Here is a 24,391-nt window from a genome sequence, read left to right as displayed (position 1 = left end):
CGCCGCGGCGCGTCAGCGCGCGGTGTATCCGCCGTCGATCACCAGCTCCGCGCCTGTCACATAGCGCCCGGCCGGCGACACGAGATACAGGATGCCGGCCGCGATGTCGCGCGGGCTGCCGATCTTCGCCATCGGCACGTGGGTCTGCAGATAGCCGAACACGTTGTCGGGATCCTGGCCCATCTGGCGGAACGCGTCCTCGAGCATCGGTGTGCGGATGTAGCCCGGATGCACGGAGTTCGCACGAATGTTCTTCGCCGCGTACAGCATCGCATCGACCTTCGCCATCATCCGCACCGCGGCCTTCGATGCGTGATACGCGGGCACGTCGGGGCCGCCGACGATCCCGTACATCGACGACAGGTTCACGATCGAGCCGCCGCCGGCCGCTTCCAAGCGCGGAATCGCCGCGCGCGTGCACAGGAACACGCCGTTGACGTTCACGTCCTGCACGCGCTGCCACTGTGCGAGCGTGAGTTCGTGGGTCGGCACGTTGTGCCCTTCGATGCCCGCGTTGTTCACGAGCACGTCGAGGCGCCCGAAGCGCGCGACGATCTCGCCGAACACGCGCTCGACGTCGGCCTCCTGCGTGACGTCGAGCGACCAGAACGCGGCCTGGCCGCCCTGCGCGCGAATCTCCTCGACGAGCGCTTCGGCGGGCTGCGACAGCACGTCGAGGATCGCGACGCTCGCGCCGGCCGCGGCCAGCGTGCGCGCCGTTTCCGCGCCGATGCCGCGCGCGCCGCCAGTGATCGCGGCCACCTTGCCGCGCAGGTCGAACAGGTCTTCGATGAGTTTCATTGTGTCTCCTTGTATTTAGGCGAACCGGCCACGAGCGGGCCGGCCATCAAAACCATCGCGCATCATCGCGCCGTCGGCGCAGCCAGGAAATCGAGGCATTCCCGATTGAAATAGGCCGCATGCTCCACCATGACCCAGTGGCCGCAGCGGTTCAGCAGCACGAAGCGCGCGTCGCGGCAACGCTCGAGGAACGTCAGCGCGCCGCCGACCGGATTGAAGCGGTCGTCCGTGCCCCAGAAACCGAGCACCGGGCAGCGCAGGTCGCCGAGCGCGCCCGTCAGGTTCGGCACGCTCATCGTCGACAGCACTTCGGTCGGCTGCTCGACGCACACCTTCATCCGCTCGGCGACGAGCGCGTCGGTGACGATCGCCGGATCGTGCACCAGCAGCGTCAGCAACTCGCGCATCGTGTCGTCATTCATCTGGCGATTGGTGAAGAGCTGCACCATCCGCTGGATCCCTTCCATCCGGAAATAGGTGTCGCGATCCTCGACGCCGCCCGGCGCCATCATGATCAGCCCGTCGACTTCGTCCGGGTAATCGAGCGCGTATTTCAGCGCGATCGCGCCGCCGAGCGAGTTGCCGAGCAGCACGGCCGGCCCGATGCCGAGCGCGGACAGCTGCGCGTGCAGCGCGCCGACGAAGAAATCGAGCGTGTAGGCGACGTCGGACGGCTTCGACGACTGCCCGTAGCCCGGCAGGTCGACGACGATCGCGCGGTGGCCGGCCGCCGCGAACGCGGGGTAGTTGTGCTTGAAGTTGCTGAAACCGCTCGCGCCCGGGCCGCTGCCGTGGATGAACACCACCGGGCGGCCTGCGCCCGCCTCGAAATGATGCAGGCGCAAGCCGCCCGGAACGTCGGTGAAGATGCCGGCCGGCGGCGTCGTGGGGGTCGTCATCGCGGGTTGTCTCCTTCGTCGGTCGATGGATGCCTGCCACGATGATTGCGCCGCCGGCGCCGGCCGGCATCATCCTTTCAGACTACGAAGCCGCGCGCGCTTGTTCCTATCATCGGGCCACCGAAACGGAGGCAGACGATGAACGGATTCGACTACAGCGGCAAGACGGTGCTCGTGACGGGCGGCACCAAGGGCATCGGGCGGCGCATCGCCGAGCGGTTTCTCGCGGCGGGCGCGCGCGTGTTCGTGTGCGGGCGCAGCGCGCCCGACACGCCGCCGTCCGCCGGCGGACGCACGGCCACCTTCATCGCGGCCGACCTGCGCGACATCGAGCAGGTCGACGCGATGCTCGCGACGGTCCGCGCCTCGACGGGCGGCCTCGACGTGCTCGTCAACAACGCGGGCGGCTCGCCGTTCGTGCTCGCGGCCGACGCATCGCCGCGCTTCACCGAATCGATCGTGCGGCTGAACCTGATCGCGCCGCTGCAACTCGCGCAGCGCGTGAACGCGATCATGCAGCCGCAACCGCACGGCGGCGTGATGCTGTTCATCGCGAGCGTCAGCGCGTCGCGGCCGTCGCCCGGCACCGCGGCCTACGGCGCCGCGAAGGCGGGGCTCGTCAACGCGGTCACGTCGCTCGCGGTCGAGTGGGCGCCGCGCGTGCGCGTGTGCGCGATCAGCCCGAGCCTCGTGCAAACCGAATCCGCGACCGAAGGCCACTACGGTGACGATGCGGCGCTCGATGCGATCCGCGCGACGATTCCGGCCGCACGGCTCGCGACACCCGACGACGTCGCGTCGGCGTGCCTGTTCCTCGCGTCGCCCGACGCGTCGTACACGTCGGGCGCGAACCTGCGGCTCGACGGCGGGGGCGAACGGCCCGCGTTCCTGGCCGCGGCGCAGATGCAAGCGCGCTGACGCACGCGCCGCCAGATGCGTGCGCCGATCGTTTCCAGTCCTAGGGAAGTCATCTAGTTCATTTTGACGATTCCCTGCTATCGCGATCTCCCTACTCTGCCTCTCACGACAACCACAGTCGACCGTCGTCGATACCCCCAGAGGAGACACCATGCATCAACGGATTTCGCGCCGTACCGACAAGCGGGCCACCGCCGCGCTGTCGACGCTGGCCGCCGCGCTGCTGACTTGCGTCGTTCCCGACGCGCACGCCGGCAGCACGATCGAGCTTGGCGCCGACACGACGCTGGACTACACGTTCACGCTGAGTTACGGCCTTGGCATGCGCACGCGTGCGCCGAGCGGCAATCTGCTGACGCCGGCGAACATCAACGGCGACGACGGCGACCGCAACTTCGCGAAGAACAAGTTGATCGAGAACCAGGTCAGCCTGCTCGGCGAAGTGAACCTGAAGCACGACGACTGGGGCGTGTTCGTCCGCGCGAGCACGTTCTACGATCAGGCGTACCGCCACCCGAACTACAACGACGCGCCCGGCACGGTCAACCACACGGGCCAGTACAACAACTTCACCGGCGATGCCCGCTACTGGTCGGGCGGCCACACGACGCTGCTCGCCGCCTACGCCTACAACACCTTCAAGATCGGCCCGACGAGCCTGAACGTGAAGGTCGGCGACCAGGTGGTCGCGTGGGGCGAAAGCCTGTTCTTCCCGAACATCGCGGGCGCGCAAGGCCCGGCCGATGCCACCAAGTCCTATGTCGCGGGCGCTCAGGTGAAGGACATCCTGCTGCCGGTGCCGCAGATCTCGACGCAGTGGCAGATCACGCCGAACTTCAGCCTGCTCGGCTACTACCAGTTCTCGTTCCAGCAGAACCGCCTGACCGCGCCCGGCACGTACTGGAGCTATTCGGACGTGGTCGGCCCGGGCGCGCAGTTCATCATCGGCCCGGGCGGAATGATCATTCCGCGCGGGGCCGACGACAAGCCGAGCGCCCGCAATCAGTGGGGTATCGGCGCACGCGTGCGCGTGCTGGGCGACACCGAGCTCGGCGTGTACCACCTGCATTACAACGACATGAACCCGAGCGTCGTCACGACGTACTTCCCGACGCTCCAGTACCAGCAGAAATATTTCAGCAACATCAAGCTGACCGGCGCGAGCTTCTCGACGCAGGTCGGCCCGGTGAACGTCGCGGGCGAAGTGTCGTATCGCCAGGGCGCGGCCGTGCTCGTCAACACGCCGACCGGCGCGCAGTCGACGCGCGCGAACGTGCTGCAGACCAACCTGTCGGGCATCTACTCGATCGGGCCGAGCTTCCTCGCGAACTCGCAGTCGCTGATCGGCGAACTGACGTACGTGCATGCCGGCGGCATCTCCGCGCTCGACGGCTCGACCACGCTCGTCAACTCGCGCAACGCGCTCGCGATGGAGATCGCGTGGACGCTCAGCTACAAGAACGTGTTCAACGGCTGGGATCTCGACGTGCCGCTGACCTACACGCACGACCTGACCGGCACGTCGCCGCTCGCCGGCGCGCTCGGCTCGCTGACGGGCCAGGGCGATCACCGCGTGACGGCCGGCGTGACGTTCACGCGCCTGAGCAACCTGCAGCTGGCGCTCGTCTACGCCAAGTTCCTCGGCTCGCCCAACCCGGTCACGCGTCCGCTGGCGGATCGCGACTACGTGCTCGCCACGGCGACCTACCACTTCTGAGCGGCCCGGCCGCTCGTCACCCAGCAAGAAGAGGATTTGTCATGAAACGAACTCGTCTCCCCCTCCTGCGCGCATCGGTGATGGCCGCGTGCGCGCTCGTCGCGACGGCCTCGTTCCCGAAGGTCACGCCGGACGACCTGAAGGCGCTCGACGGCCCGCTCACGCCGATGGGCGCGGTGCGCGCCGCGAGCAAGGACGACAGCGTGCCGGAGTGGTCGGGCAAGTGGCTCGGCACGCCGCCCGACGTGCAGTACAAGCGCGGCAGCCGCTACCCCGATCCGTTCGCGAACGAGAAGCCGGTCGCGACGATCACCGCCGAGAACATGGCGCAGTACGCGGAGCACCTGACCGACGGCCAGAAGGCGATGTTCAAGCGCTATCCGGCCACGTTCAAGATCAACGTCTACCCGAGCCACCGCGACTTCCGCTACGCGGATTCCGTCTACAAGGACATCCGCACGTATGCGCCCGATTCGACGATGACGTCCGACGCGAACGGGCTGACCAACGCGCCGCCGCAGGTGCCGTACCCGATCCCGAAGACGGCCGCCGAGCTGCTGTGGAACCAGCGCTTCTCGTCGGCGATCGGCACCGAGCAGGCGACCTACGACCAGGCGGTCGTGTACTCCGACGGCAACATCGCGTGGGGCAAGGTGCGCTACGACATCTACTCGCCACGCAACGTCGGCAAGTACGACGTGAAGAGCGACCTGAACAACCGCACGTTCTATCGCAACGCGACGGAGCTGCCGCTGTCCGACCGCGGCTCGCTGATCGTCGGCTTCACGAACTGGGACAAGGCCGGCGCGGACAACTCGTCGCGCACGTGGATGTACAACCCGGGCACGCGGCGCGTGCGCCAGGCGCCCGAATACGGCTATGACCAGCCGCAGGGCCCGGGCGGCTTCCGCACCGTCGACGACGACCGCCTGTACAACGGCCCCGGCGACCGCTACGACTGGAAGATCGTCGGCAAGCGCGAAGTCTACGTGCCGTACGACAACTACAAGGCGATGGACAGCTCGGTCAAGTATGCGGACCTGCTGACCAAGGGACATGAAAACCCTTCGTACATCCGCTACGAGCTGCATCGCGTGTGGGTGCTGCAAGCGACGCTGAAGAGCGGCTATCGTCACCAGTACGCGAAGCGCGTGCTGTACATCGACGAGGATTCGTGGATGACGCTGCTCGCCGACAACTACGACGCACGCGGCCAGCTGTGGCGCACCAACGTCGCGACGACGCTGTACGCATATGACGCGAAGACGTTCTACCCGGGTGTCGTGTTCTTCCACGACCTGATCTCCGGCGCCTACATGGCCGACCGCCTGACCAACGAAGGGCCGATGCCGAAGCTCGACAGCAGCCCGCAGTTCAGCGAAGCGTACTTCTCGCCGGACGCGATCCGCAGTTCGGGTAACTAAGCAAATCGCCGCCTGCGCCGGAGCCTCGCTCCGGCGCCCGACGCCGCCCGGGACGGCGGCCTTTTCCATTCGAGGGCCCTACCATGTCCAACCGCTTGCATGCGACGCTCGGCGACGAGCTGTATGCCGCGTGGCACTCCCGCGCGCCGGTCCCGCCGCTGTCGGGGCGGCCGCGCCGGCTGTCCCTCGACGATGCGTACCGGATCCAGCAACGCTTCATCGAACGCCGCGTCGAATGCGGCGAATCGGTGGTCGGCAAGAAGATCGGCGTGACGAGCCAGGCCGTGCAGGACATGCTGAACGTGCGCCAGCCCGATTTCGGCATCCTGCTGTCCGGCATGCACTACGCGGCCGGCGAGGCGATCGCAACCGAGTCGCTGATCGCGCCGCGCGCCGAAGGCGAGATCGCGTTCATCCTCGCGCGCGACCTGCGCGGCCCCGGCATCGACCGCACCGACGTGATCGCCGCGACGGCCGCGGTTGCGCCCTGCTTCGAGATCGTCGATTCGCGCATTCGCGACTGGGCGATCCGCATCGAGGACACCGTCGCCGACAACGCGTCGTGCGGCGTGTACGTACTCGGCGATGCGCGCGTCGATCCGCGCACGCTCGATCTCGCCGCGTGCGAGATGACCATCGAGAAGAACGGCGAAACCGTCGCGCAAGGCCGCGGCGATGCGGCGCTCGGCCATCCCGCCGACGCGGTCGCGTGGCTCGCGAACACGCTCGCCGAATACGACGTGCCGCTGCTCGCCGGCGAGATCGTGCTGTCCGGCTCGCTCGCGAAACTGATTCCGGTCACGGCCGGCGACGCGCTGTCGATGCACATCTCGGGCATCGGCGGTTGCGACGTCCGCTTTATCTAAAGGAAGAGGAAGAATCCTGATGAAGAAAATCAAATGCGCACTGATCGGGCCCGGCAACATCGGCACCGACCTGCTTTACAAGCTGCGCCGCTCGCCGGTGCTCGAACCGGTGTGGATGGTCGGCGTCGACCCTGCGTCCGACGGCCTCGCGCGGGCCCGCGAATTCGGGCTGAAGACCACCGACAAAGGTGTCGACGGGCTGCTGCCGCACGTCGCCGACGACGAGATCCGCATTGCGTTCGACGCGACGTCGGCCTACGTGCACCGCGACAACTCCGACAAGCTCACCGCGCTTGGCGTGAAGATGATCGACCTGACACCCGCCGCGATCGGGCCGTACTGCGTGCCGCCGGTCAACCTCGACGCGCATCTCGGCAGCGCGCAGATGAACGTGAACATGGTGACCTGCGGCGGCCAGGCGACGATCCCGATGGTGTACGCGGTGTCGCGCGTGCAGCCGGTCGCGTACGGCGAGATCGTCGCGACGGTGTCGTCGCGCTCGGTCGGCCCCGGCACGCGCAAGAACATCGACGAATTCACGCGCACGACGTCCGGCGCGATCGAACAGGTCGGCGGCGCCCGCAAGGGCAAGGCGATCATCGTGATCAACCCGGCCGAGCCGCCGCTGATCATGCGCGACACGATCCACTGCCTCACCGACGGCCCGCCCGACGTCGACGCGATCACCGCGTCGGTGCATGCGATGGTCAAGGAAGTGCAGCGCTACGTGCCCGGCTACACGCTGAAGAACGGCCCGGTGTTCGACGGCAACCGCGTGTCGGTGTTCATGGAAGTCGAGGGGCTCGGCGATTACCTGCCGAAATACGCGGGCAATCTCGACATCATGACCGCCGCCGCGGCCGCCACGGCCGAGCGTTTCGCCGAACAGATGCTGGCCGCGACGGCCGCCACCGCTTGAGTCGAGGAGTCACACGATGTCACTTGCAGGCAAGAAGATCACCGTCCACGACATGTCGTTGCGCGACGGGATGCACCCGAAGCGTCACCAGATCACGCTCGACCAGATGCGCAGCATCGCGCGCGGGCTCGATGCGGCCGGCGTGCCGCTGATCGAAGTTACGCACGGCGACGGGCTCGGCGGCGCTTCGGTCAACTACGGTTTTCCCGCGCATACCGACGAGGCGTACCTGAGCGCCGTGATTCCGGAGCTGAAGCAGGCGAAGGTGTCGGCGCTGCTGCTGCCCGGCATCGGCACCGTCGAGCACCTGCGCATGGCGCACGAGCTCGGCGTCGGCACGATCCGCGTCGCGACGCACTGCACCGAAGCCGACGTGTCGGAACAGCATATCGGCCTCGCACGCACGCTCGGCCTCGATACCGTCGGATTCCTGATGATGGCGCACATGTCGTCGCCCGAGCAGCTCGTCGTGCAGGCGAAGCTGATGGAGTCGTACGGCGCGAACTGCATCTACATCACCGATTCGGCCGGCCACATGCTGCCCGACGACGTGACCGCGCGGATTGGCCAGGTGCGCGCCGCGCTGAAGCCGGAGACGGAACTCGGCTTCCACGGCCACCACAACCTCGCGATGGGCGTCGCGAACTCGGTCGCGGCGGTCGCCGCCGGCGCGAACCGGATCGACGCGGCTGCCGCCGGCCTCGGCGCGGGCGCCGGCAATACGCCGATGGAAGTGTTCGTCGCGGTGTGTGACCGGATGGGAATCGAGACCGGCGTCGACGTGTTCGCGATTTCCGACGTCGCCGAGGATCTCGTCGTGCCGATCATGGACGCGCCGATCCGCCTTGACCGCGATGCGCTGACGCTCGGTTACGCGGGCGTCTACTCGTCGTTCCTGCTGTTCGCGAAGCGCGCGGAAGCGAAGTACGGGATTCCGGCGCGGGACATCCTCGTCGAACTCGGCCGGCAGCGGCTCGTCGGCGGGCAGGAGGACATGATCGAGGATGCGGCGCTGACGATGGTGCGGGCACGGGCGGTGGCGGCATAACGGGGATCTGCGCTGCCTTCCATGTCATGGACGCATCGCAGGTCAGTCTCCGGCCGGAGCCGCGGCGGTCGCGGCTCCGTCTTCCGCCCGGATGCCTGCCGTCAACGAGCAGGATAAGCGTCGCCACCGACGGCGGCAAAAAACGAAACCGTACTGGCCATCCTGGCCGCGCGCAGGCGAATCATCTCCAGCCGCGTCAGATCGTACGCATACTCGGCACGTAGCACGCGAAGCCGATCCGAGCTGCCGTTCTCGAACTGACGCCGCGTCATCTCGAGAACGGTCTGCTGGCGGCGAGCGACGGCGCCACGGGCCTGCAGCGCCGTCGTATCGCGATCGATTTCGGTCATCGCATCGGCAACGCTCTGCAATCCGCTGAGCACGACCTTCCGGTAGTCTTCAAACGTCGCATCGTATGCGGCATACGCCGCATCCCGCGACGCACGCAATTCTCCACCGTGAAAAATCGGTGCGCTTAGCTGGGCACCGATATTCCAGATCGTCGTGCCGCCCGCGAACAACTGGCCGAGCACCAGCGGCGACGACCCGATGCTCGCGCCCAGTTCGATCCGCGGGTAAAGATTGGCCGTGGCGACGCCGGCCAGTTCACCGGCAATGTGCAGGCTCGCCTCCGCTGCGAGGATGTCGGGACGTTGACGCACGAACTCCGACGGAACCGCCGACGGCAGGTCCCGTGGCAACTGCAAATCGTCCAGACGAAACCGCGGCAGCGATTCGGGCGATGGAACACCCGCATAGACCGCGAGTTGAAACCGGACCTGCTGCAGTTGCGCGCGCAAGATCGCCAGTTCCGCCTCGATTCGATCGACGTCCGAATCGCCGTCGATCGTTTCCCGATAAGCCACGCTGCCGATTGCATAGCGATCGTGCTGCGTCTGCCGGACGGCCTGCCGGTTCTGCAACACGCCTTCGTTCAATTCGATTTCGTCGCGCAGCCGCCCTTCCCGGACCGCCGCGGCCGCGATATTGCCGGCCAGCGTCAGGCGTGCCGCGTCTGCCTGATGCTTTCTCAGCGCCGCTTCGTATCGTTTCGCGGCGATCCGATGGCGCTGCGCACCGAAGAAGTCGAAGTCGTATCGAACGCTCACGTTCGTGTTGTACAACATGAATGGCGACGGGTTCGGAATCATCGGCAGGCCGGCCGCAGCGGTATTCAACTGCTCCTTTTTTGCCGACGCGCCGAAATCGACCTGCGGATAGCGACTTGCTCCGCGCTGGCCCTCGAGATACTTCGTGGCTTCGACCAGCCGCGACTCCGCACTCCGCACGGACGGACTATCCTGCATCGCCTGCTCGACGAGTGTATCGAGCGCCGGCGAGCCAAAGCGCCGCCACCAGCGCGGATCGCGTGCGGCCGGCGCGGAAGCGCCGTCGCGTTCGGCCGATCCGGCGCTCATTCCCATGAAGGTGGAAGGCAATGCCAGATCGCTCGCGGAACGAGAGACGAACGCGGGATGACGGCACCCTTGCCCCAGGACGATGGCGACCGCGATCGGCAGGAGCGCAATTGCGCGGCAAGCGCGGCGGCCGGGATGTGTTCGTTGTGCCATCGTCGTTCAATCGAGCGTGGTTCTGTACGCGAGCAGGCCGACGGTCATTGCAACCAGTGTGAAAGCGACCATCGTCGCGGCATCGGGCCAAACTTCATTCCATCCGCTGCCCTTCAGGAGGACGCCGCGAATGGCCCTGTTGAAATAGGTCAGCGGCAATCCGTTGCCGATCATCCGTGCCCAGCCCGGCATGCCGGCAAACGGGAACATGAATCCGGAGAGCAGGACGCTTGGCAGAAAATAGAAGAAAGTCATCTGCATCGCCTGCAACTGATTTCGCGCGACCGACGAGATGGCGATGCCGACCATCAGGTTCGCGAGGATCAACAACGACGCGAGGCAGTAGACCGTCACCGGATTGCCTTCGAACGGCACGCTGAATACGAACCGCGCCGCCAGCAGGATGATCGTGCACTGCAGGATGCCGATCACGATGTACGGAACGATCTTTCCGCAGATCACCTCGATGGACGTTGCCGGTGACGCGAGGATGTTCTCGATCGTTCCGCGCTCACGTTCACGCGTGATGGCGAGACTCGTCATCATGACCATCGTCATCGACAGGATGACGCCCATCAGGCCCGGAATGATGTTGTACTGCGTAATGCCGGCCGGATTGTAGATCTTGTGCACACGGGCAGAGAATGCTTGCGGCGGCGCGGCTGGCGCCAGCGCTCCCGTCAGATCCTTGTTCAGCACCGTACGCGTCATCGTGTTGAACGCGGCGATCGCATTTCCCGTTGCCGCGGGATCCGTCGCATCCGCCTCGACCAGAATTTCCGGCTGCTCGTCGCGCACCAGCCGCCGCGAGAAGTCGTGCGGCACGCTGACCACAAACTGCACGGTTCCCTTTTGCAGTGCGTCACGTGCCGCGCGCTCGGAAAACAGGCCCCCCTGGATATCGAAATAGCCTGTATTGCGCATGCCGGCGACGAGTGATCGCGAGAATTCGCTTGCGTCGTCGGCAAGCACGATCGTCGGAAGATGCCTAGGATCGCTGTTGATCGCGAAACCGAACAGCGCCAGCTGCACGATCGGCAACACGGCGATCATCCCGAGCGTCACGCGATCGCGGCGGATCTGCAGGAATTCCTTCGTCACCATGCTCCACCAGCGGGAAACCGAAAATCCGGTCATGTCAGCCTGGCTCCCCGGATCCGTCCTTCATCAAGTGCAGGAAAACGTGTTCCAGATTCGTTGCGACTCTCTGGATCTCGACGCCATCGCCCCCGACCATTTCGAGCGTCGCGCCAAGCACGGCCTCGTCACGCCCCGAAACGTGCAGCGCACGCCCGAACGCAATCACCTGCTCGACGCCCGGCCGCCCCTTCAGCCGGTCGTTCAATCGCACGAGATCTCCCCCGGACAGCGACCAGGTATGGAACGCATGCCGCCGTACGAGCTCGCCGGCCTCGCCGTGCGCCAGCAGCGTCCCGTACGAGATGTAGGCGAGCTTGTGGCAACGCTCGGCCTCGTCCATATAGTGCGTGCTGACGAGCACCGAAATGCCGCGGGCCGCCAGACGGTGCAGTTCCTCCCAGAATTCCCTGCGCACGCCCGGGTCGACGCCGGCTGTCGGCTCGTCGAGCAGCAACAGCTCAGGCGACTGCAACAGCGCAGCCGCAAGCGCCACGCGCTGCTTCCAGCCGCCCGACAATGAACCGGCCAGTTGGTTCGCTCGCGATTCCAGTCCCATTTCGGCGAGGATCCGTGCGACACGTTCCTTTCGCGCGTCGATCGCATACAGTCGCGCGACGAAGTCGAGGTTCTCCCGCACCGTCAGGTCCTCCCAGTACGAAAAGCGCTGCGTCATGTAGCCGACCCGCCGCTTGATCTCCTGGCGCTGCGTCAGGATGTCGAATCCGAGGCAGGTCCCGCTGCCGGAGTCCGGCGTCAGCAGTCCGCACATCATGCGCAACGAGGTCGTCTTGCCGCTCCCGTTCGGACCGAGAAAGCCGAATATCTCGCCACGGCCGACCTGCAGGCTCAGGTTCTTGACGACGTGCCGCGCGCCGAAATGCTTGTTCAGCCGATGCACCTCGATCAACGGCGCTGCGTGGTTCATCGCGTCACCTCGACCGGCAAGCCCGGATGCAGTCCGCGCGCATCGGCGGTGTCGGGTCGCGCCTCGACGAGAAACACCAGTTTCGAACGCGCGTCGTTGCTGTAGATGACGGGCGGCGTATATTCCGCGTCCGATGCGATATGTGTGATCGTTGCCGAATAGCCGCGTGCGCACCCGTCGCATGCGAGCTTCACGACATGACCGACGCGCAGATGAGGCAGCGCGACCTCGGGCACGAAGAAGCGCACCTTCGTATTGCGATCGACGAGAATCTTGACCACCGGTTTGCCCGCGACGACCCACTCGCCCGGCGTGAAGAACGTATCGACGACGACACCCTTTCCAGGTGCCTGCACGGACAGTTGCCGGTACTGCGTCCGCAGCCGTTCGTATTCGGCCTGAAGCGCGTCGGTGCTCTGTCGTTGCGAACGCAGCTGACCGTCTCGTGCCGGCAACCGCGCCGTCTTCAGCTGACTGGCAAGTTCGCGTACTCGTGCGTGGTCCACCCGCGCCGCCGCGCGCTCGCTTTCGAGTTGATCGAGTGAAATCGCGCGTATTTCGTAGTCGGCTTCGGCACGGGCGAGCCTTTGCGTCGAAAAAACCGCGCTCGCCCGCGCCTGTTCGAGCTGTGCCTTCACCGCATCGATTTCCGATGAACGCTTGCCTTGTTCCAGGTCGCCGAGCACGTTCCGCGACGATTGCCACTGGTGATACTGGCGCTTGATCGCCTGTTCCAGGTCGGGCGCATCGATCTCGAAGACGCCCGCGCCCGCGTCGACACGGTCACCACGCGCGGCACGCAATGTCTTCAGGTTCCCCGAGTACGGCGCCGACAAATAGGAAAACTGCCCTTCGATATAGCCGTGATACGTTTCCGGCGACTGGGTGCAACCTGTGGTCAGGAGGCACACGCAAACGAAACCGTACCCGACCCGCCGAGGCGTAAGCGTGATGCGTTCCATAGTGAAGAAACCGAATGTTGCACGGTGGTATGCGACGACCGATTACGCGGTCGGCAAACGACGGTCCGGCTGGCATCGCGCGGCGGTTCGCTGCGTGTAGGCGTCGAGAAACTCGGCGGCAGCCGCACGCCGGATTTCCGTCACGTATTGCGTGCAGCAATGGTCCCCGTCGTCGAATAGCGTCAGCTTGATGCCGTCGGTCAGCCCGAGCCCGTTCAAGGTATCGCGCAGCCATGTCTTGTCCGCGACCGACACAAGCGGGTCGCGTCCGCCATGAACGATATGGACGCGAAGGACCGAAGTAGATATTCGATGCTGTTGCCGCCGGAGACTCTTTTCTTCCATCCATTGGTTTACTTCCATCATTTCAAAGTGTGAACACGACCGATTCATTAAAAATGGATCCAAAAATTCGATCGAATCTTGAAAACCATAAACTCAAATAAGGTTTATCAGACAAATCCACGAAGGCGGAATGATTCGCCATCGTCATTTAAGCCGTTCCACGCAAGAGAATCGCGGTCAGAGACAAGACCTAAACCATCCAGATCGACGAAAAATTCTATTTTTCCAAACTCAACTCGTCAACGCGAAAATAAATGCCTATTATTTTAGTTTTGAGATTAAGGCGATAATTATCACTTTGAAACAAATTGGATGCTAGTACCAGTACTAAATCGAAATCCCCGGCCGAATATAATCCTCCGTAACCCTAAATAGTACGGCGGCGGCCGGATTCGATCATGGAAATCCAGCATTGCAGACAGTGGCCTCATTGTGCCAAGAACGACAAAACGAGCGAATTTCATCGATCGGGTCGCTGATGACCGGCACGACGTTCGGGATCGCGGTGCTCGGCACGCTGTTCGCGGTCGTGCATGGCGGCACGGCGGGCTTGCGCGCGGAGATGTTTGCCCGCGCGGCAATGCAGCTGGCGGTGGCGACCGGGGCGACCGGGGCGACCGGGGCGACAGTCAGCGTACAGCACGCGAGGCAATCGACATGATGCGAGCCGTTCGTCGAAGATTTCCTGCGAGACGCGGCCGCTCGAGCATTGCGCACGCTTGATGCAGTGATTCGGAGCCGGTAGCCGAATCGGCCGCCACCCGATCGGCAGCCCCCGGCTTCCTGGTTGTCACCGCCCCTTGCTCAGAAGCACGACAACCAGGATCGCGACCAGCGCAGCGAGCCACTTCAAGCCGGTGAACACCTTGTCGAGCCTCTCCGTCAGCGCCACGACGGGATTCCCGTCGTCCGTGCGCAGCGGCATCCGCGCTGACCGGCCATCTCCCGGCAGACTGACCTTCGGGAGATCGATGGCGAGATACACGACGTATCCGCTGGCGGTCGGCGCCGCCTTCAATGCGTTGCCGTCCTCACCGGGTCTCAGGAACGCGCGCAATCCCCCCGCCAGCACGGCACCGGGCGGGATCGACGTATAGACGTCCCGCAGGCACAGTCCGGCCTTGACGGCTGTGACCTGTCCCGCCTCGACACCGTCGGCAAGTGCCTGCATGCTGCTCGCCGGCACGTCGCACCATGCCCACCACTGAGCCGGTTCCTGCATCTCGTCATCGGACTCGTTGTAGCCGAGCCGTGCCGTGCCAAGCGGATCGTCCGAATGGGTGATGCCCAGTTCGTCCTGCAATTCGCGAAGGCCGTGCCGTTCAGGCTGGCCGATCTCGCGAGCCGCGAAGGTGATGTGTATCGTGCGCGTGCTGTTCTGCACGTCACCCATGATCGACAGACAGCAGTCGTCCAGACTCGCCGTCCCCTGGACATAGGTCGAAAGCGTCGAGTGCGTTGTCCCGCCGGCGGGCTCCAGTCGCCTGACGACCTGGATGTCCTGCAGGGTGAGCCACAGCGACTTCGCCGGGTAGTACGTCTGCACGTTGCCGTCGGCGCCAAGGTGCTCGATCGTATGGCCGGCGCATTTCCTGATTTCGATGCAATGCCGCGCGTCCTCCTGTAGCCGGTCGTCGCCTGCATGCCGGTGCCGTCCCTCGTGGCCGGCAAGTTGTCCGGCATCGGGGCGCGTCAGCGGTGTCCGGGGCGCAATCCTGACATTGTCGAGAACGTCGTCGTGGGTACGGACTTCCGTGACCGACGCTCCGGCACGGGCGATCGATGCGGCACGGGCTCGTGAACGTATCCCGTATCGCGTGTCGACGACGGGAAGCACATCACGGGCCTCCATGCCGAGCGTGATCCCGGGCACCTGTTCCGCGAGCGGATCGGCGTACTGCGATCGGGACGCGGCCGAGACCTTCACGAGCGAAGGAAGCAGTCGGGTCAGCAGGTCGGCGTACGGGACCAGCAGCGGCAGGAACAGGCCGGCCAGCGACAGGTTGAACAGCGTATGGAAATCGGCCACCACCCGACCATTGTCCGGTTCGATCCTGACCATGACGCAACCGATCGGCGTCAGTGCGACAAGCGCAATCACCACGCCGGCCGACAGAATGAGCAGCATGCCGACCGGCACGCATCGGGAGGCAGGATCGTGTGTCGCGGTCTCCTCCAGCACCGGGCGGATGGCCACGCCCAGGTTGGCACCCAGCACCAGTGCGAAAGCCGTATCGGGGGGAATGACGTTTTGCGCGCACAGCGACATGATCAGGAGCACGATCGCGACGTTCGAATCGGCGGCCCAGGCCAGGCCGGCCGCCAGCAGGACGTCGATCAGCGGTATCGTGGATGCGTCGCTCAGCAGCATCCGAAGATTCGGCGCATCCTCGTAGTCCGTCATCAACTCCTGCAGATGATGCAGTGCGAGCAGCAACAGACCCAGGCCGATGAGCGTGCGCCCCAGTTCATGAGCGCATGTATTCGATACCTTGCGGAACATCAGCACGCCAACGAGGATTAGGGCGGGCGACACGGCGCCGACTTCGAACGAAAGCACCTGCACGAGCAACGTCGTACCCACGTTCGCGCCGAGCACGACGGCCAGTGCCGGGACAAGGCCAACGCGCCCCTGCGCGGCGAGCTCGCTCGTCATGACCGCGGTCGTCGTACTGCTCTGCAACACCGCTGTTACGCCCATGCCGCCGAAGAAGGCAGGGAGTCGCCCGAAAAGCGCCCGTTCCAGCAGCGACCGCAGGCCAGCGCCGAACGCGCGCTGCATGCCGGTCTGAAGCATCTGCGTCCCGAGCAGCACCAGCGCAATCGAGCCGGCGAGATCGACCAGCGTGAACGTGAATGTCATGACTCTGGGCCCCAGACGCCGACCGGTTGTTCTTGTAACGTTTCCCGTCGTGAAGTTCGATCACGCCCGTCGCCGGCCGGCAAGGAAAGGCCAACTCGAATGCGTCTTGTCGCGACGGAGAAACGCACGACCGAACCGTAGATCACGCGACGGGCCTTCCCCCGAAGACGCGGTGCGCCACGTTACGGTCACCCACGGCGGTTTCCGTGAAATCACGCGCCCGCAGCCACATCCCCGCCGCAAGTGGCGTGCCACCAATGCGGGTCGGGTGCGCAAGGCGCGTTGAAACCGAAAAATACGGAGATGGGCCCGTCGGGCGAATGAATGTGTTGCAGCGTTGATACAGGCCTGCGTCTTTCATGCATCGGCCCACGTTGATTGCCGCCATCACGCGCGCCCGGCGACCACGTGGTGGCGTCACCATCACGAGCGGACCGAGCACGCCGCTGTGCCGACGCATCGGCACGTTTCGAAATTGAAACGCGCGGTGCGATACGTGGATGCGTACAACTGGATGGGAGCGGAGCGCGCGCTATGGACCGGCGCTCGTCGAAGATGGCTCGCCGACGTCGAATCCGCGAACCAGACCGGCGAACGGCGCGACCTGCGCCGTCCATCCGGTGTGCCCGGCTGCATGACCGGGCCGGACGGGTTTCGATCGGTACGGCATTGCGCCGCCCGATCGCTACTGCTTAGCGACGCGGTTGCCCGGTGCGCGGCGGACGCGGCGAATTCGCGTCCTTGTGACGGAAGTTGATACGCCCCTTCGTCAGGTCGTACACCGACAGTTCCAGCGTCACACGGTCACCCGCGAGAATGCGGATGTGGTTCTTGCGCATGCGGCCCGACGCATACGCGCCGACCACGACGCCGTTTTCCAGCGTGACACGGTATTTGCTGTCCGGCAGCACTTCGTCGACGATTCCGTCCAGTTCCAGCAGTTCTTCTTTTGCCAAACCAATTCCTCCAGACAAGTGAGTGACCGCGGCCGCGGCGAGCCACCGGCGCCGTGTCCCGCAACGGGACGGCGGCCGGCAGGATGCCGGGTATCAATTCGTTCAGACGGGCGACGGGCCCGCCTTGCAATCGGAGCCCGGCGCGTTGCGGCGGTCGGGCGGTCAGTGGCGGCGATGCGATCGGCACCGCGCAAAGTCGGGACCGCGCCGCGTGCGGCATGGCGACGGTCTACTCGGGTTGCAGCATGGGCCGCTGGCGACACGGCGAACGCGTCGCGAGGGCGTTGGATCGCACGTCGTACGGACGTGCGATGGATGAGGGAAGCACACGACCGATGCATCGTGAATGCCGCGATGCATCGGTCGTGTGCGTCGGAACGCGCTGGACGCCGGCTCGGGCCGGCCTCCGCGCGAGATCCGTCCGGCAGCGGCCGCCGCTTGGCGACCGGTGCCGATACGGCTTACTGCGGCGTGATGTTCGACGCTTGCAGACCCTTCGGGCCACGCTTCACTTCGTAGCTGACCTTCTGGCCTTCGGCCAGGGTCTTGAAACCCGTGCCGCGGATTTCAGAGAAATGGGCGAACAGATCGTCGCCGCCGTTGTCCGGGGAGATGAAACCAAAGCCCTTGGTTTCGTTGAACCACTTGACGGTACCGGTATCCACAAATACTTCCTTAATACGAATGAAATGAACATGCGCCCGTGACGGGCACAGAAAGAATCAAAGAGGGAGAGACCAACGACTGCCGCACGCCGTGCGGCCAATGATGAGCAATCGAGCTTCTTGAAGACTTCGGTCTCGGACACTACGCGGTGCGAGCCGATCCGTCAAGTCCTTTTGATGCGCCGCGTGCGCGCGGCAGCACGCGGCGCCTTGTCCGGCGGGCGTTCGCGGCAATCGGGAGCGCAGCGATACGCCCCCCATTTTTCCCGCCACTCGCCACGCCGCGCCGTGACTGCGCTATTGCGTTACTGCGGTTCGAACACGTGATGCAGCGCCGGCGGTGCCTCGCCGTCGCGGATCTTCATCTCGAACGTCTTGCGTGCGACGCTCGACGGCCGCACGTCGGCCGCGTCCAGGTAGAACTGCGCATACCAGTCGCGCATCTGGTACAGCGGCCCGTCGCCTTCGCACAGCAGCGGGTTGTCGATCCGCGTCTTGCTGTGCCAGATGTCGACGTCCTCGTAGAACGCGCGCTGCGCTTCCTTCACGTACGCATTCGCGATCTCCAGGTTCTGCGCGTCGCTCAGGCCGGCCACCTTCTTCACGATCACGCCGTAGCGCAGCTCGAAACTGTTCATGTCGATCGGCACGTGGCAGTTCAGCAGCACCGAATGGATCGGCTGCCCGCCGCTCTGCCCCGTCATCTGCGTGATGTGCACGGCCGGCCCGAAATACGTCGACAGCGCGGTCAGGCTGTCGCCGCCGAGCTTCTCGCTGCGGCCGACCATCAGCTGCGTCGCCTTGTGATCCTCGAACAGGTTCGCGAAATAGTCGATCGGCGCATGGTGAACGGTCGCGAAGTGCGCGACGTCCGAGATGTTGTCGACCAGTTCGCGGCAGTTCGCGTTGATCACCATCTTGTCGACGACCCAGTCCGACCATTCGTCGGAGAAGCACACGTCGAGCCTCGGAATCGCGACTTCCGGCGGCGGCGCATTGCCTTCCGGGTCGTTCCACACGAACAGCAGGTTGTTCTCCTCGCAGGTCGGCCACGCGCCGATGCGCGCCTTCGGCGGAATCCGCTTGCAGTACGGGATCGACGCGCACTGCCCTGCGCCGTTCCACGCCCAGCCGTGGAACGGGCAGACGAGGTTGTCGCCTTCGACCGTGCCGAGGCTCAGATCGGCGCCCATGTGCGGGCAGTACGCGTCGACCACGTTGATCCTGCCGGTCGAATCGGCGAACGCGGCGAGCTTGCGACCGAAGATGTTCAGCGTGTGCGGCTTGCCGTCCTTGTAGTCGCGGGCGAGGCCGAGGCAGTGCCAGCCGCGCGCATAGCGCTGCGCGAGCGGCTGGGCTTCGATCTTGTAAGGGCGTGCGGACATGTGGGTTGACTCCTCTTTGGGGAACGCGCGGCGGCCCGCCGCGCACCGGGGTAATGGGGGTTCGGGGGTTGCGTCGTTCAGCGCGCCGGATTGCCGGGTTCGAGCGCGCGCGTCGGTTCGCGCGCTGGTGCCGGCGCAGACGGCGCAGACGACGCGGACGGCTGCGTCAGTTGCGCCACGCGGCGCTCGGCACGCTCGACGCCGAGCCACGCGGCCAGCGCGGGCAGCAGGAACACCGCGCCGAACAGGTTCACGAGGAACATGAACGCGAGCAGCACGCCCATGTCGACCTGGAACTTCAGCGCGGAGAACGCCCACGTGCCGACGCCGATGAACATCGTGACGGCCGTGAACAGCGCCGCGGTGCCGCGCTGGCGCATCGCGTCGGCGAATGCGTCGGGCAGCGTCGCGCCGTGGCGCAGGTCGTGCTGCAGGCGTTCGTACAGGTAGATCCCGTAGTCGACGCCGACGCCGACACCGAGCGTGATCACCGGCAGCGTCGCGACCTTCAGCCCGATGCCGAGCCGCGCCATCACCGCGTTGCACAGGATCGACACCAGCGTGAGCGGCACGATGATGCACAGCACCGCGCGCCACGAGCGGAACGTGACCGCGCACAGCAGCGCGATCGCGCCGAAGATCGACAGCAGCATCGCGACCTCCGCGTCGCCGACCGCCTCGTTGGTCGCGGCCATCACGCCGACGTTGCCACCCGCGAGCCGGAACGCGACGTTCGGCGTCGGGTTCTCGGCCGCGTAGCGCTTGATCTCGTCGACGATGTGCGCGATGGTCGTGCCTTCGTGGTTCTTCGTGTAGATCAGCACCTGGATCGCCTTGCAGTTCGCGGTGTTCATCCCGTTGTCGGGGTCGAACGCGTTGGAACCCTGCGTGAGCCCGTCGCTGGAGCGCGGCAGCGCGGCCCAGCGCGGATTGCCTTCGTTGAACGCGGCGATGAACACCTTGCCCTGCGACGCGACGCTCGTCACCGACTGCACGCCGGCCACGCCGCGCATGTTCATCTCGAACTTCTCGATCGCGCTCATCACCGGGTAATGCAGGCACGCGTCGTCGAAGCCGGTCGTCTCGACGATCACCGACAGCACGTCGACGCCGATGTTGTACTGGTGCGTGATCGCCGCGTTGTCGACGTTGTAGCGCGAGTTCGCGCGCAGCTCCGGCGCGCCGGTGCCGATGTCGCCGATCTCGAGCCTGCGCGACTCGAGCGTGCCGTACGCGAGCAGCGCGAGCGCGACGGCGAACACGCCGAGCGCGGGCGCCGGGCGCGCGAACAGCGCGAAGCGCGACCACATCGGGCTTCCGCCGGCCGCCGCGGTGCGCTGCGCCCGCGCGAGCGTGCCGCGTTCGAGGCGCGTATACGACAGCAGGATCGGCAGGAACACCTTGTTGGTGACGATCATCAGCAGCACGCCGAGGCACGCGGTGATGCCGAGCTCGCGCACGATGTCGATCCTGATCCGCATGATCACCATGAAGCCGAGCGCGTTGGTCAGCAGCGCGACCGTGCCCGGCACGAACAGCTTGCGGAACGCGTCGCGCGCGGCCTCCGCCGACGATGCGCCGCGCACCAGCGCCTGCTTCCACGCATTGGTCATCTGCACCGCGTGCGACACGCCGATCGAGAAGATCAGGAACGGCACGAGGATCGACATCGGATCGATGCCGAGCCCGAGCAGCGGCAACGCGCCGAGCAGCCAGACGACCGGCAGCAGCGCGACGACGAGCGCGAGCACGGTCGTCTTCAGCGAGCGCGTATAGGCGAACAGCAGTGCGGCCGTCACGAGGAACGCGAGCGCGAAGAACGCCATCACGCCGGCGATCCCGGCCTCGACGTCGCCGACCAGCTTCGCGAAGCCGATGATGTTCACGTCGATGCCCTGCTTCGCGTACTTCGCGCGGATCTCCTCGAGCTGGCGCGCGACCGCGCTGTAGTCGAGCCGCTTGCCGCTGGCCGGATCGGTCTCGCGCAACTCCGCGCGGATCAGCGCCGACTTCAGGTCGTTGCCGACCAGGCGGCCGATCTGCCCGGAGCGCGCGACGTTGCGGCGCACCTTCGCGAGGTCGTCCGGATTCGCGCTCGAGAACTGGCCGGGCACGACCACGTCGCCGCGAAAACCGGCTTCCGTCACCTCGGTGTAGTGCACGTTCGGCGTGAACAGCGAGAACACGCGCGAGCGGTTCACGCCGGGGATGAAGAACACGTCGTCGGTCGCGTGGCGCAGCGCGTCCATGAACGTCTGGTTGTAGATGTCGCCGTCGCCCTTCCAGCGCAGGCTGACGAGGATCGTGTTCGCACCGGGGAACGCGCCCGCGTAGCGCTCGAACACCTGCATGTACGGGTGCTGCATCGGGATCATCTTGTTGAAGCCCGGATCGAGCTTCAGGCGCGTCGCGGACAGGCCGAGCGCGAGCGTCAGCGCGACGCACAGCAGCATCAGCAGCCGGCGCTGCCGGATGATGGTATCGGCGCAGCGCTCGACGAACGCGGCGAGGCGCGACGCGGGAACGGCTTCGGTGGAGCGTGACAGGTCGTTCATGGATTTCTCGTGTCGGAACGGACGGAACAGGCGATGCGGACGATGCGGGCAGCGCGAAGGCGAGCGCCGCCGCGCATCAGGACGGCGACGCAGCGAGCGGCGCGACGCCGGCCTCGCCCCCGAGCAGCAGCGCGCCGCGGCCCATGTCGAGCACGGCCGCGAGGCTCTGCACGCCGCCGAGCTTGCGCACGTCGAAGGTCAGGCCGCCGTCGCGCGACCCGACGATCGCGCCGCCCTGCCCGACCAGCACGAGTTCGCCATCGGCAAGCTGGGTCGCGCCGAAATACGACACCGGCACGTGGCTGTCGACGTGCGTCCAGGTCGCGCCGCGATCGGTGCTGCGCAACACGTTGCCGCGCATGCCGTACGCGACCCAGTCGCCGTTCGCGAGCATCAGCGCGCCGAACAGCGAGCCTTGGTACGGTGACGGCACCTTGTCCCAGCTCGCGCCGTTGTCGGTCGAACGCAGCAGCGTGCCGCTCTCGCCGGCGATCAGCAGGTCGCCGTGGCCGTCGCCGACGATCGCGTTCAGGTGGCGGTCGCCCGCCGGCGTCTTGAGCGGCTGCCACGTGAGCCCGGCATCGTCCGAGCGCAGCAGCTGGCCGAAACTGCCGGCCGCGAACAGCGGGCCGTTCGCGGTTCCCCACACGGACAGCAGCGGATCGGAATGCGCGTTGTCGCCATGAACTTCGCGCCAGTGCACACCCGCGTCGTCGCTGCGCAGGATCCGGCCGTCGTGACCGACCGCGATGCCGAGCGTCGGCGTGACGAAGCTCACCTGCGTGAGCGTCGACCCCTGGTCCGGCGTGACCGACGCCGGCCGCCAGCGGCCGCCCGCATCGTCGCTCAACAGGATCACGCCGCGCTCGCCGACCGCGACGATGCGCGTGCCGGCGCGGGCGAGCCCGTTGATCTGCAGGCGGTCCGCATGGATCGCGGTGACCGGGAACGCCGGCAGCGGGCGCGGCGAGAACGCGAACAGCGCGGCGCCGAGCACGAGCGCCGACATCGCGAGTCCTGGCAAAGTACGTTTCATCGGTTTGTCTCCTTCTCTGCGAGCGGCCCGGGCCCGCGCCGACGCGCTCGCCCTGCCGCTGCAAGTCTCCGGGCCGTCGGTCGTTGCCGCGGCCTCGAATGGTCCCGAATGGATGGCAGCCGAACCGGGCTGCCGGCTCGGCTGCCGGTGAGCCTTGCTCGAGCGTCGTTACGCGCCGACCTCGAACAGCGCGGCGGCACCCATCCCGCCGCCGATGCACATCGTCACGACCGCATGCCGCACGCCGCGGCGCGCGCCTTCGAGCAGCGCGTGCATCGTCATCCGCGTGCCCGACATCCCGAACGGGTGGCCGAGCGCGATCGCGCCGCCGTCGACGTTCAGCCGCTCGTCGGGGATGCCGAGCGTGTCGCGGCAATACAGCGCCTGGCACGCGAACGCCTCGTTCAGCTCCCACAGCCCGACGTCGCGCACGGTCATCCCGAAACGTTCCAGCAGCTTCGGAATCGCGAACACCGGGCCGATGCCCATCTCGTCCGGCTCGCAGCCGGCCACGGCCAGCCCGCGGAACGTGCCGAGCGGCGTCAGTCCGCGACGCTCCGCCTCGGCCCGCGACATCACGACGACCGCCGCCGCGCCGTCCGACAGCTGCGACGCGTTGCCGGCCGTCACGAACTCGCCGTGCTCGACGACCTTGCCGCCGCTCCACGACGGCTTGAGCCCCGCGAGCCGTTCGGCCGTCGTGTCGGCGCGCACGCCCTCGTCGCGCGCCGCGCGGACGGCTTCGTGGCCGGTCGGGTTGCCTTCCTTGTCGAACAGCGCGCGCCGCACGTCGAGCGGCGCGATTTCCGCGTCGAAGCGGCCGGCCGCCTGCGCGTCGGCCGTGCGCTGGTGGCTCTGCAGCGCGAATTCGTCCTGCGCAGCACGCGAGATGCCGTAACGGCGCGACACGATCTCGGCCGTTTCCATCATCGCCATGTACGCGGCAGGCTGATGGTCGAGCACGGCCTGCGAACGCGCGCGGTAGCCGTTCTTGTGCTTGTTCTGCGTGAGCGAGATCGATTCGACGCCGCCCGCGACGACGATCCGCGCATCGCCCGCGCCGATGCTGCGCGCGGCGCTCGCGATCGACATCAGGCCCGACGAGCACATGCGGTCGATCGACATCCCGGGCACCGACGCCGGCAAGCCGGCCGCCGCGGCCGACAGGCGGCCGATGTTGTAACCCTGCGTGCCCTGCTGCGCGGCGCAGCCGATCAGCACGTCGTCGACGTCGGCCGGCGCGACGCCCGCGCGTTCGAGCGCCGCGCGCACGACGTGGCCGCCCAGCGCGGGCGCCTCGGTGTCGTTGAACATGCCGCGAAACGCCTTGCCGATCGGCGTGCGTGCGACGGAAACGATGACTGCGTCTTCCATGAGCTGGCTCTCTGAATCGAAA

Annotated in this window: 21 protein-coding genes; 7 read left to right on the top strand and 14 right to left on the bottom strand. The window is 66.3% G+C overall.

What is annotated here, in order from left to right:
* Window positions 1-12: 12 nt before the first annotated feature.
* Together U5A56_RS03960 and U5A56_RS03955 are read right to left on the bottom strand one after the other, a co-directional pair.
* Complete coding sequence (locus U5A56_RS03960) at window positions 13-801, bottom strand: SDR family NAD(P)-dependent oxidoreductase (RefSeq protein ID WP_044844631.1); 789 nt, start codon at window positions 799-801, stop codon at window positions 13-15.
* 62 nt (window positions 802-863) lie between these two features.
* Complete coding sequence (locus U5A56_RS03955; protein WP_321920979.1) at window positions 864-1,700, bottom strand: alpha/beta fold hydrolase; 837 nt, start codon at window positions 1,698-1,700, stop codon at window positions 864-866.
* A gap of 138 nt (window positions 1,701-1,838) precedes the next feature.
* Here U5A56_RS03955 and U5A56_RS03950 point away from each other — a divergent pair, with 138 nt between their 5' ends.
* The 6 genes from U5A56_RS03950 to dmpG all read left to right on the top strand — a co-directional run bounded on the left by U5A56_RS03950 (window position 1,839) and on the right by dmpG (window position 8,592).
* Window positions 1,839-2,618, top strand: coding sequence for an SDR family oxidoreductase (locus U5A56_RS03950; RefSeq protein WP_321920978.1), 780 nt, complete (start codon window positions 1,839-1,841; stop codon window positions 2,616-2,618).
* Between the two features lie 151 nt (window positions 2,619-2,769).
* Window positions 2,770-4,335 (top strand): DUF1302 domain-containing protein, encoded by a 1,566-nt coding sequence (locus U5A56_RS03945; protein ID WP_044845648.1) that lies wholly within the window; start codon window positions 2,770-2,772, stop codon window positions 4,333-4,335.
* Window positions 4,336-4,376: 41 nt separating this feature from the next.
* Complete coding sequence (locus U5A56_RS03940; protein ID WP_321920977.1) at window positions 4,377-5,759, top strand: DUF1329 domain-containing protein; 1,383 nt, start codon at window positions 4,377-4,379, stop codon at window positions 5,757-5,759.
* Between the two features lie 83 nt (window positions 5,760-5,842).
* Window positions 5,843-6,625, top strand: a complete 783-nt coding sequence (gene dmpE, locus U5A56_RS03935) for a 2-oxopent-4-enoate hydratase (protein ID WP_321920976.1) — start codon at window positions 5,843-5,845, stop codon at window positions 6,623-6,625.
* A 19-nt stretch (window positions 6,626-6,644) separates the two neighbouring features.
* Window positions 6,645-7,544 (top strand): acetaldehyde dehydrogenase (acetylating), encoded by a 900-nt coding sequence (locus U5A56_RS03930; protein WP_044845651.1) that lies wholly within the window; start codon window positions 6,645-6,647, stop codon window positions 7,542-7,544.
* A gap of 16 nt (window positions 7,545-7,560) precedes the next feature.
* Window positions 7,561-8,592, top strand: coding sequence for a 4-hydroxy-2-oxovalerate aldolase (dmpG, locus tag U5A56_RS03925; RefSeq protein WP_321920975.1), 1,032 nt, complete (start codon window positions 7,561-7,563; stop codon window positions 8,590-8,592).
* Between the two features lie 101 nt (window positions 8,593-8,693).
* On the opposite strand, the gene U5A56_RS03920 is transcribed toward dmpG, so the two are convergent.
* The 5 genes from U5A56_RS03920 to U5A56_RS03900 form a co-directional block, all read right to left on the bottom strand.
* On the bottom strand, window positions 8,694-10,163 hold the full coding sequence (locus U5A56_RS03920; RefSeq protein ID WP_321920974.1) for an efflux transporter outer membrane subunit: 1,470 nt from the start codon (window positions 10,161-10,163) through the stop codon (window positions 8,694-8,696).
* 6 nt (window positions 10,164-10,169) lie between these two features.
* Window positions 10,170-11,267 carry an ABC transporter permease gene (locus tag U5A56_RS03915; RefSeq protein WP_321920973.1) on the bottom strand — a complete coding sequence of 366 codons (1,098 nt, stop codon included), beginning with the start codon at window positions 11,265-11,267 and terminating at the stop codon, window positions 10,170-10,172.
* A 34-nt stretch (window positions 11,268-11,301) separates the two neighbouring features.
* Window positions 11,302-12,228 (bottom strand): ABC transporter ATP-binding protein, encoded by a 927-nt coding sequence (locus tag U5A56_RS03910; protein ID WP_321920972.1) that lies wholly within the window; start codon window positions 12,226-12,228, stop codon window positions 11,302-11,304.
* Window positions 12,225-13,139, bottom strand: a complete 915-nt coding sequence (locus U5A56_RS03905; RefSeq protein WP_321920971.1) for an HlyD family secretion protein — start codon at window positions 13,137-13,139, stop codon at window positions 12,225-12,227. Before U5A56_RS03905 ends, U5A56_RS03910 begins: the two co-directional genes overlap by 4 nt.
* A 93-nt stretch (window positions 13,140-13,232) precedes the next feature.
* Window positions 13,233-13,535 (bottom strand): hypothetical protein, encoded by a 303-nt coding sequence (locus U5A56_RS03900; protein WP_321920970.1) that lies wholly within the window; start codon window positions 13,533-13,535, stop codon window positions 13,233-13,235.
* A 412-nt stretch (window positions 13,536-13,947) separates the two neighbouring features.
* On the opposite strand from U5A56_RS03900, the gene U5A56_RS03895 reads away from it, so the two are divergent.
* The gene (locus U5A56_RS03895; RefSeq protein ID WP_415749083.1) at window positions 13,948-14,196 is read left to right on the top strand and encodes a hypothetical protein; all 249 of its coding nucleotides are present in this window, start codon (window positions 13,948-13,950) and stop codon (window positions 14,194-14,196) included.
* 129 nt (window positions 14,197-14,325) lie between these two features.
* Here the strand turns inward: U5A56_RS03895 and U5A56_RS03890 are convergent, their stop codons facing one another.
* The 7 genes from U5A56_RS03890 to U5A56_RS03860 form a co-directional block, all read right to left on the bottom strand.
* Window positions 14,326-16,398: a Na/Pi symporter gene (locus tag U5A56_RS03890; RefSeq protein WP_321920969.1), complete on the bottom strand. Its 2,073-nt coding sequence runs from the start codon at window positions 16,396-16,398 to the stop codon at window positions 14,326-14,328.
* A gap of 692 nt (window positions 16,399-17,090) precedes the next feature.
* Window positions 17,091-17,354 carry a translation initiation factor IF-1 gene (infA, locus tag U5A56_RS03885; RefSeq protein WP_011355053.1) on the bottom strand — a complete coding sequence of 88 codons (264 nt, stop codon included), beginning with the start codon at window positions 17,352-17,354 and terminating at the stop codon, window positions 17,091-17,093.
* Between the two features lie 461 nt (window positions 17,355-17,815).
* Window positions 17,816-18,019, bottom strand: a complete 204-nt coding sequence (locus tag U5A56_RS03880) for a cold-shock protein (RefSeq protein ID WP_006751843.1) — start codon at window positions 18,017-18,019, stop codon at window positions 17,816-17,818.
* A gap of 305 nt (window positions 18,020-18,324) precedes the next feature.
* On the bottom strand, window positions 18,325-19,404 hold the full coding sequence (locus U5A56_RS03875; RefSeq protein WP_321920968.1) for a Rieske 2Fe-2S domain-containing protein: 1,080 nt from the start codon (window positions 19,402-19,404) through the stop codon (window positions 18,325-18,327).
* A gap of 77 nt (window positions 19,405-19,481) precedes the next feature.
* Window positions 19,482-21,959, bottom strand: coding sequence for an efflux RND transporter permease subunit (locus U5A56_RS03870; RefSeq protein WP_321920967.1), 2,478 nt, complete (start codon window positions 21,957-21,959; stop codon window positions 19,482-19,484).
* A gap of 76 nt (window positions 21,960-22,035) precedes the next feature.
* Complete coding sequence (locus tag U5A56_RS03865; protein ID WP_044845662.1) at window positions 22,036-22,995, bottom strand: WD40/YVTN/BNR-like repeat-containing protein; 960 nt, start codon at window positions 22,993-22,995, stop codon at window positions 22,036-22,038.
* A 168-nt stretch (window positions 22,996-23,163) separates the two neighbouring features.
* A complete protein-coding gene (locus U5A56_RS03860) occupies window positions 23,164-24,369 on the bottom strand; it encodes an acetyl-CoA C-acyltransferase (RefSeq protein ID WP_321920966.1) in 1,206 nt (401 codons plus the stop codon).
* Window positions 24,370-24,391 lie beyond the last annotated feature (22 nt).

This window comes from Burkholderia sp. BCC1998 (assembly GCF_905339875.1).
In the GTDB taxonomy this organism is placed as follows: domain Bacteria; phylum Pseudomonadota; class Gammaproteobacteria; order Burkholderiales; family Burkholderiaceae; genus Burkholderia.
This window is presented reverse-complemented; position numbering and strand designations above follow the sequence as displayed.

Excerpts from the sequence above, each read along its gene's own strand:
- U5A56_RS03960 (WP_044844631.1), bottom strand. The coding sequence starts at position 801 with ATGAAACTCATCGAAGACCTGTTCGACCTGCGCGGCAAGGTGGCCGCG.
- U5A56_RS03955 (WP_321920979.1), bottom strand. The coding sequence starts at position 1,700 with ATGACGACCCCCACGACGCCGCCGGCCGGCATCTTCACCGACGTTCCG.
- U5A56_RS03950 (WP_321920978.1), top strand. The coding sequence starts at position 1,839 with ATGAACGGATTCGACTACAGCGGCAAGACGGTGCTCGTGACGGGCGGC.
- U5A56_RS03945 (WP_044845648.1), top strand. The coding sequence starts at position 2,770 with ATGCATCAACGGATTTCGCGCCGTACCGACAAGCGGGCCACCGCCGCG.
- U5A56_RS03940 (WP_321920977.1), top strand. The coding sequence starts at position 4,377 with ATGAAACGAACTCGTCTCCCCCTCCTGCGCGCATCGGTGATGGCCGCG.
- dmpE (WP_321920976.1), top strand. The coding sequence starts at position 5,843 with ATGTCCAACCGCTTGCATGCGACGCTCGGCGACGAGCTGTATGCCGCG.
- U5A56_RS03930 (WP_044845651.1), top strand. The coding sequence starts at position 6,645 with ATGAAGAAAATCAAATGCGCACTGATCGGGCCCGGCAACATCGGCACC.
- dmpG (WP_321920975.1), top strand. The coding sequence starts at position 7,561 with ATGTCACTTGCAGGCAAGAAGATCACCGTCCACGACATGTCGTTGCGC.
- U5A56_RS03920 (WP_321920974.1), bottom strand. The coding sequence starts at position 10,163 with ATGGCACAACGAACACATCCCGGCCGCCGCGCTTGCCGCGCAATTGCG.
- U5A56_RS03915 (WP_321920973.1), bottom strand. The coding sequence starts at position 11,267 with ATGGTGACGAAGGAATTCCTGCAGATCCGCCGCGATCGCGTGACGCTC.
- U5A56_RS03910 (WP_321920972.1), bottom strand. The coding sequence starts at position 12,228 with ATGAACCACGCAGCGCCGTTGATCGAGGTGCATCGGCTGAACAAGCAT.
- U5A56_RS03900 (WP_321920970.1), bottom strand. The coding sequence starts at position 13,535 with ATGGAAGAAAAGAGTCTCCGGCGGCAACAGCATCGAATATCTACTTCG.
- U5A56_RS03890 (WP_321920969.1), bottom strand. The coding sequence starts at position 16,398 with ATGACATTCACGTTCACGCTGGTCGATCTCGCCGGCTCGATTGCGCTG.
- U5A56_RS03875 (WP_321920968.1), bottom strand. The coding sequence starts at position 19,404 with ATGTCCGCACGCCCTTACAAGATCGAAGCCCAGCCGCTCGCGCAGCGC.
- U5A56_RS03870 (WP_321920967.1), bottom strand. The coding sequence starts at position 21,959 with ATGAACGACCTGTCACGCTCCACCGAAGCCGTTCCCGCGTCGCGCCTC.
- U5A56_RS03865 (WP_044845662.1), bottom strand. The coding sequence starts at position 22,995 with ATGAAACGTACTTTGCCAGGACTCGCGATGTCGGCGCTCGTGCTCGGC.
- U5A56_RS03860 (WP_321920966.1), bottom strand. The coding sequence starts at position 24,369 with ATGGAAGACGCAGTCATCGTTTCCGTCGCACGCACGCCGATCGGCAAG.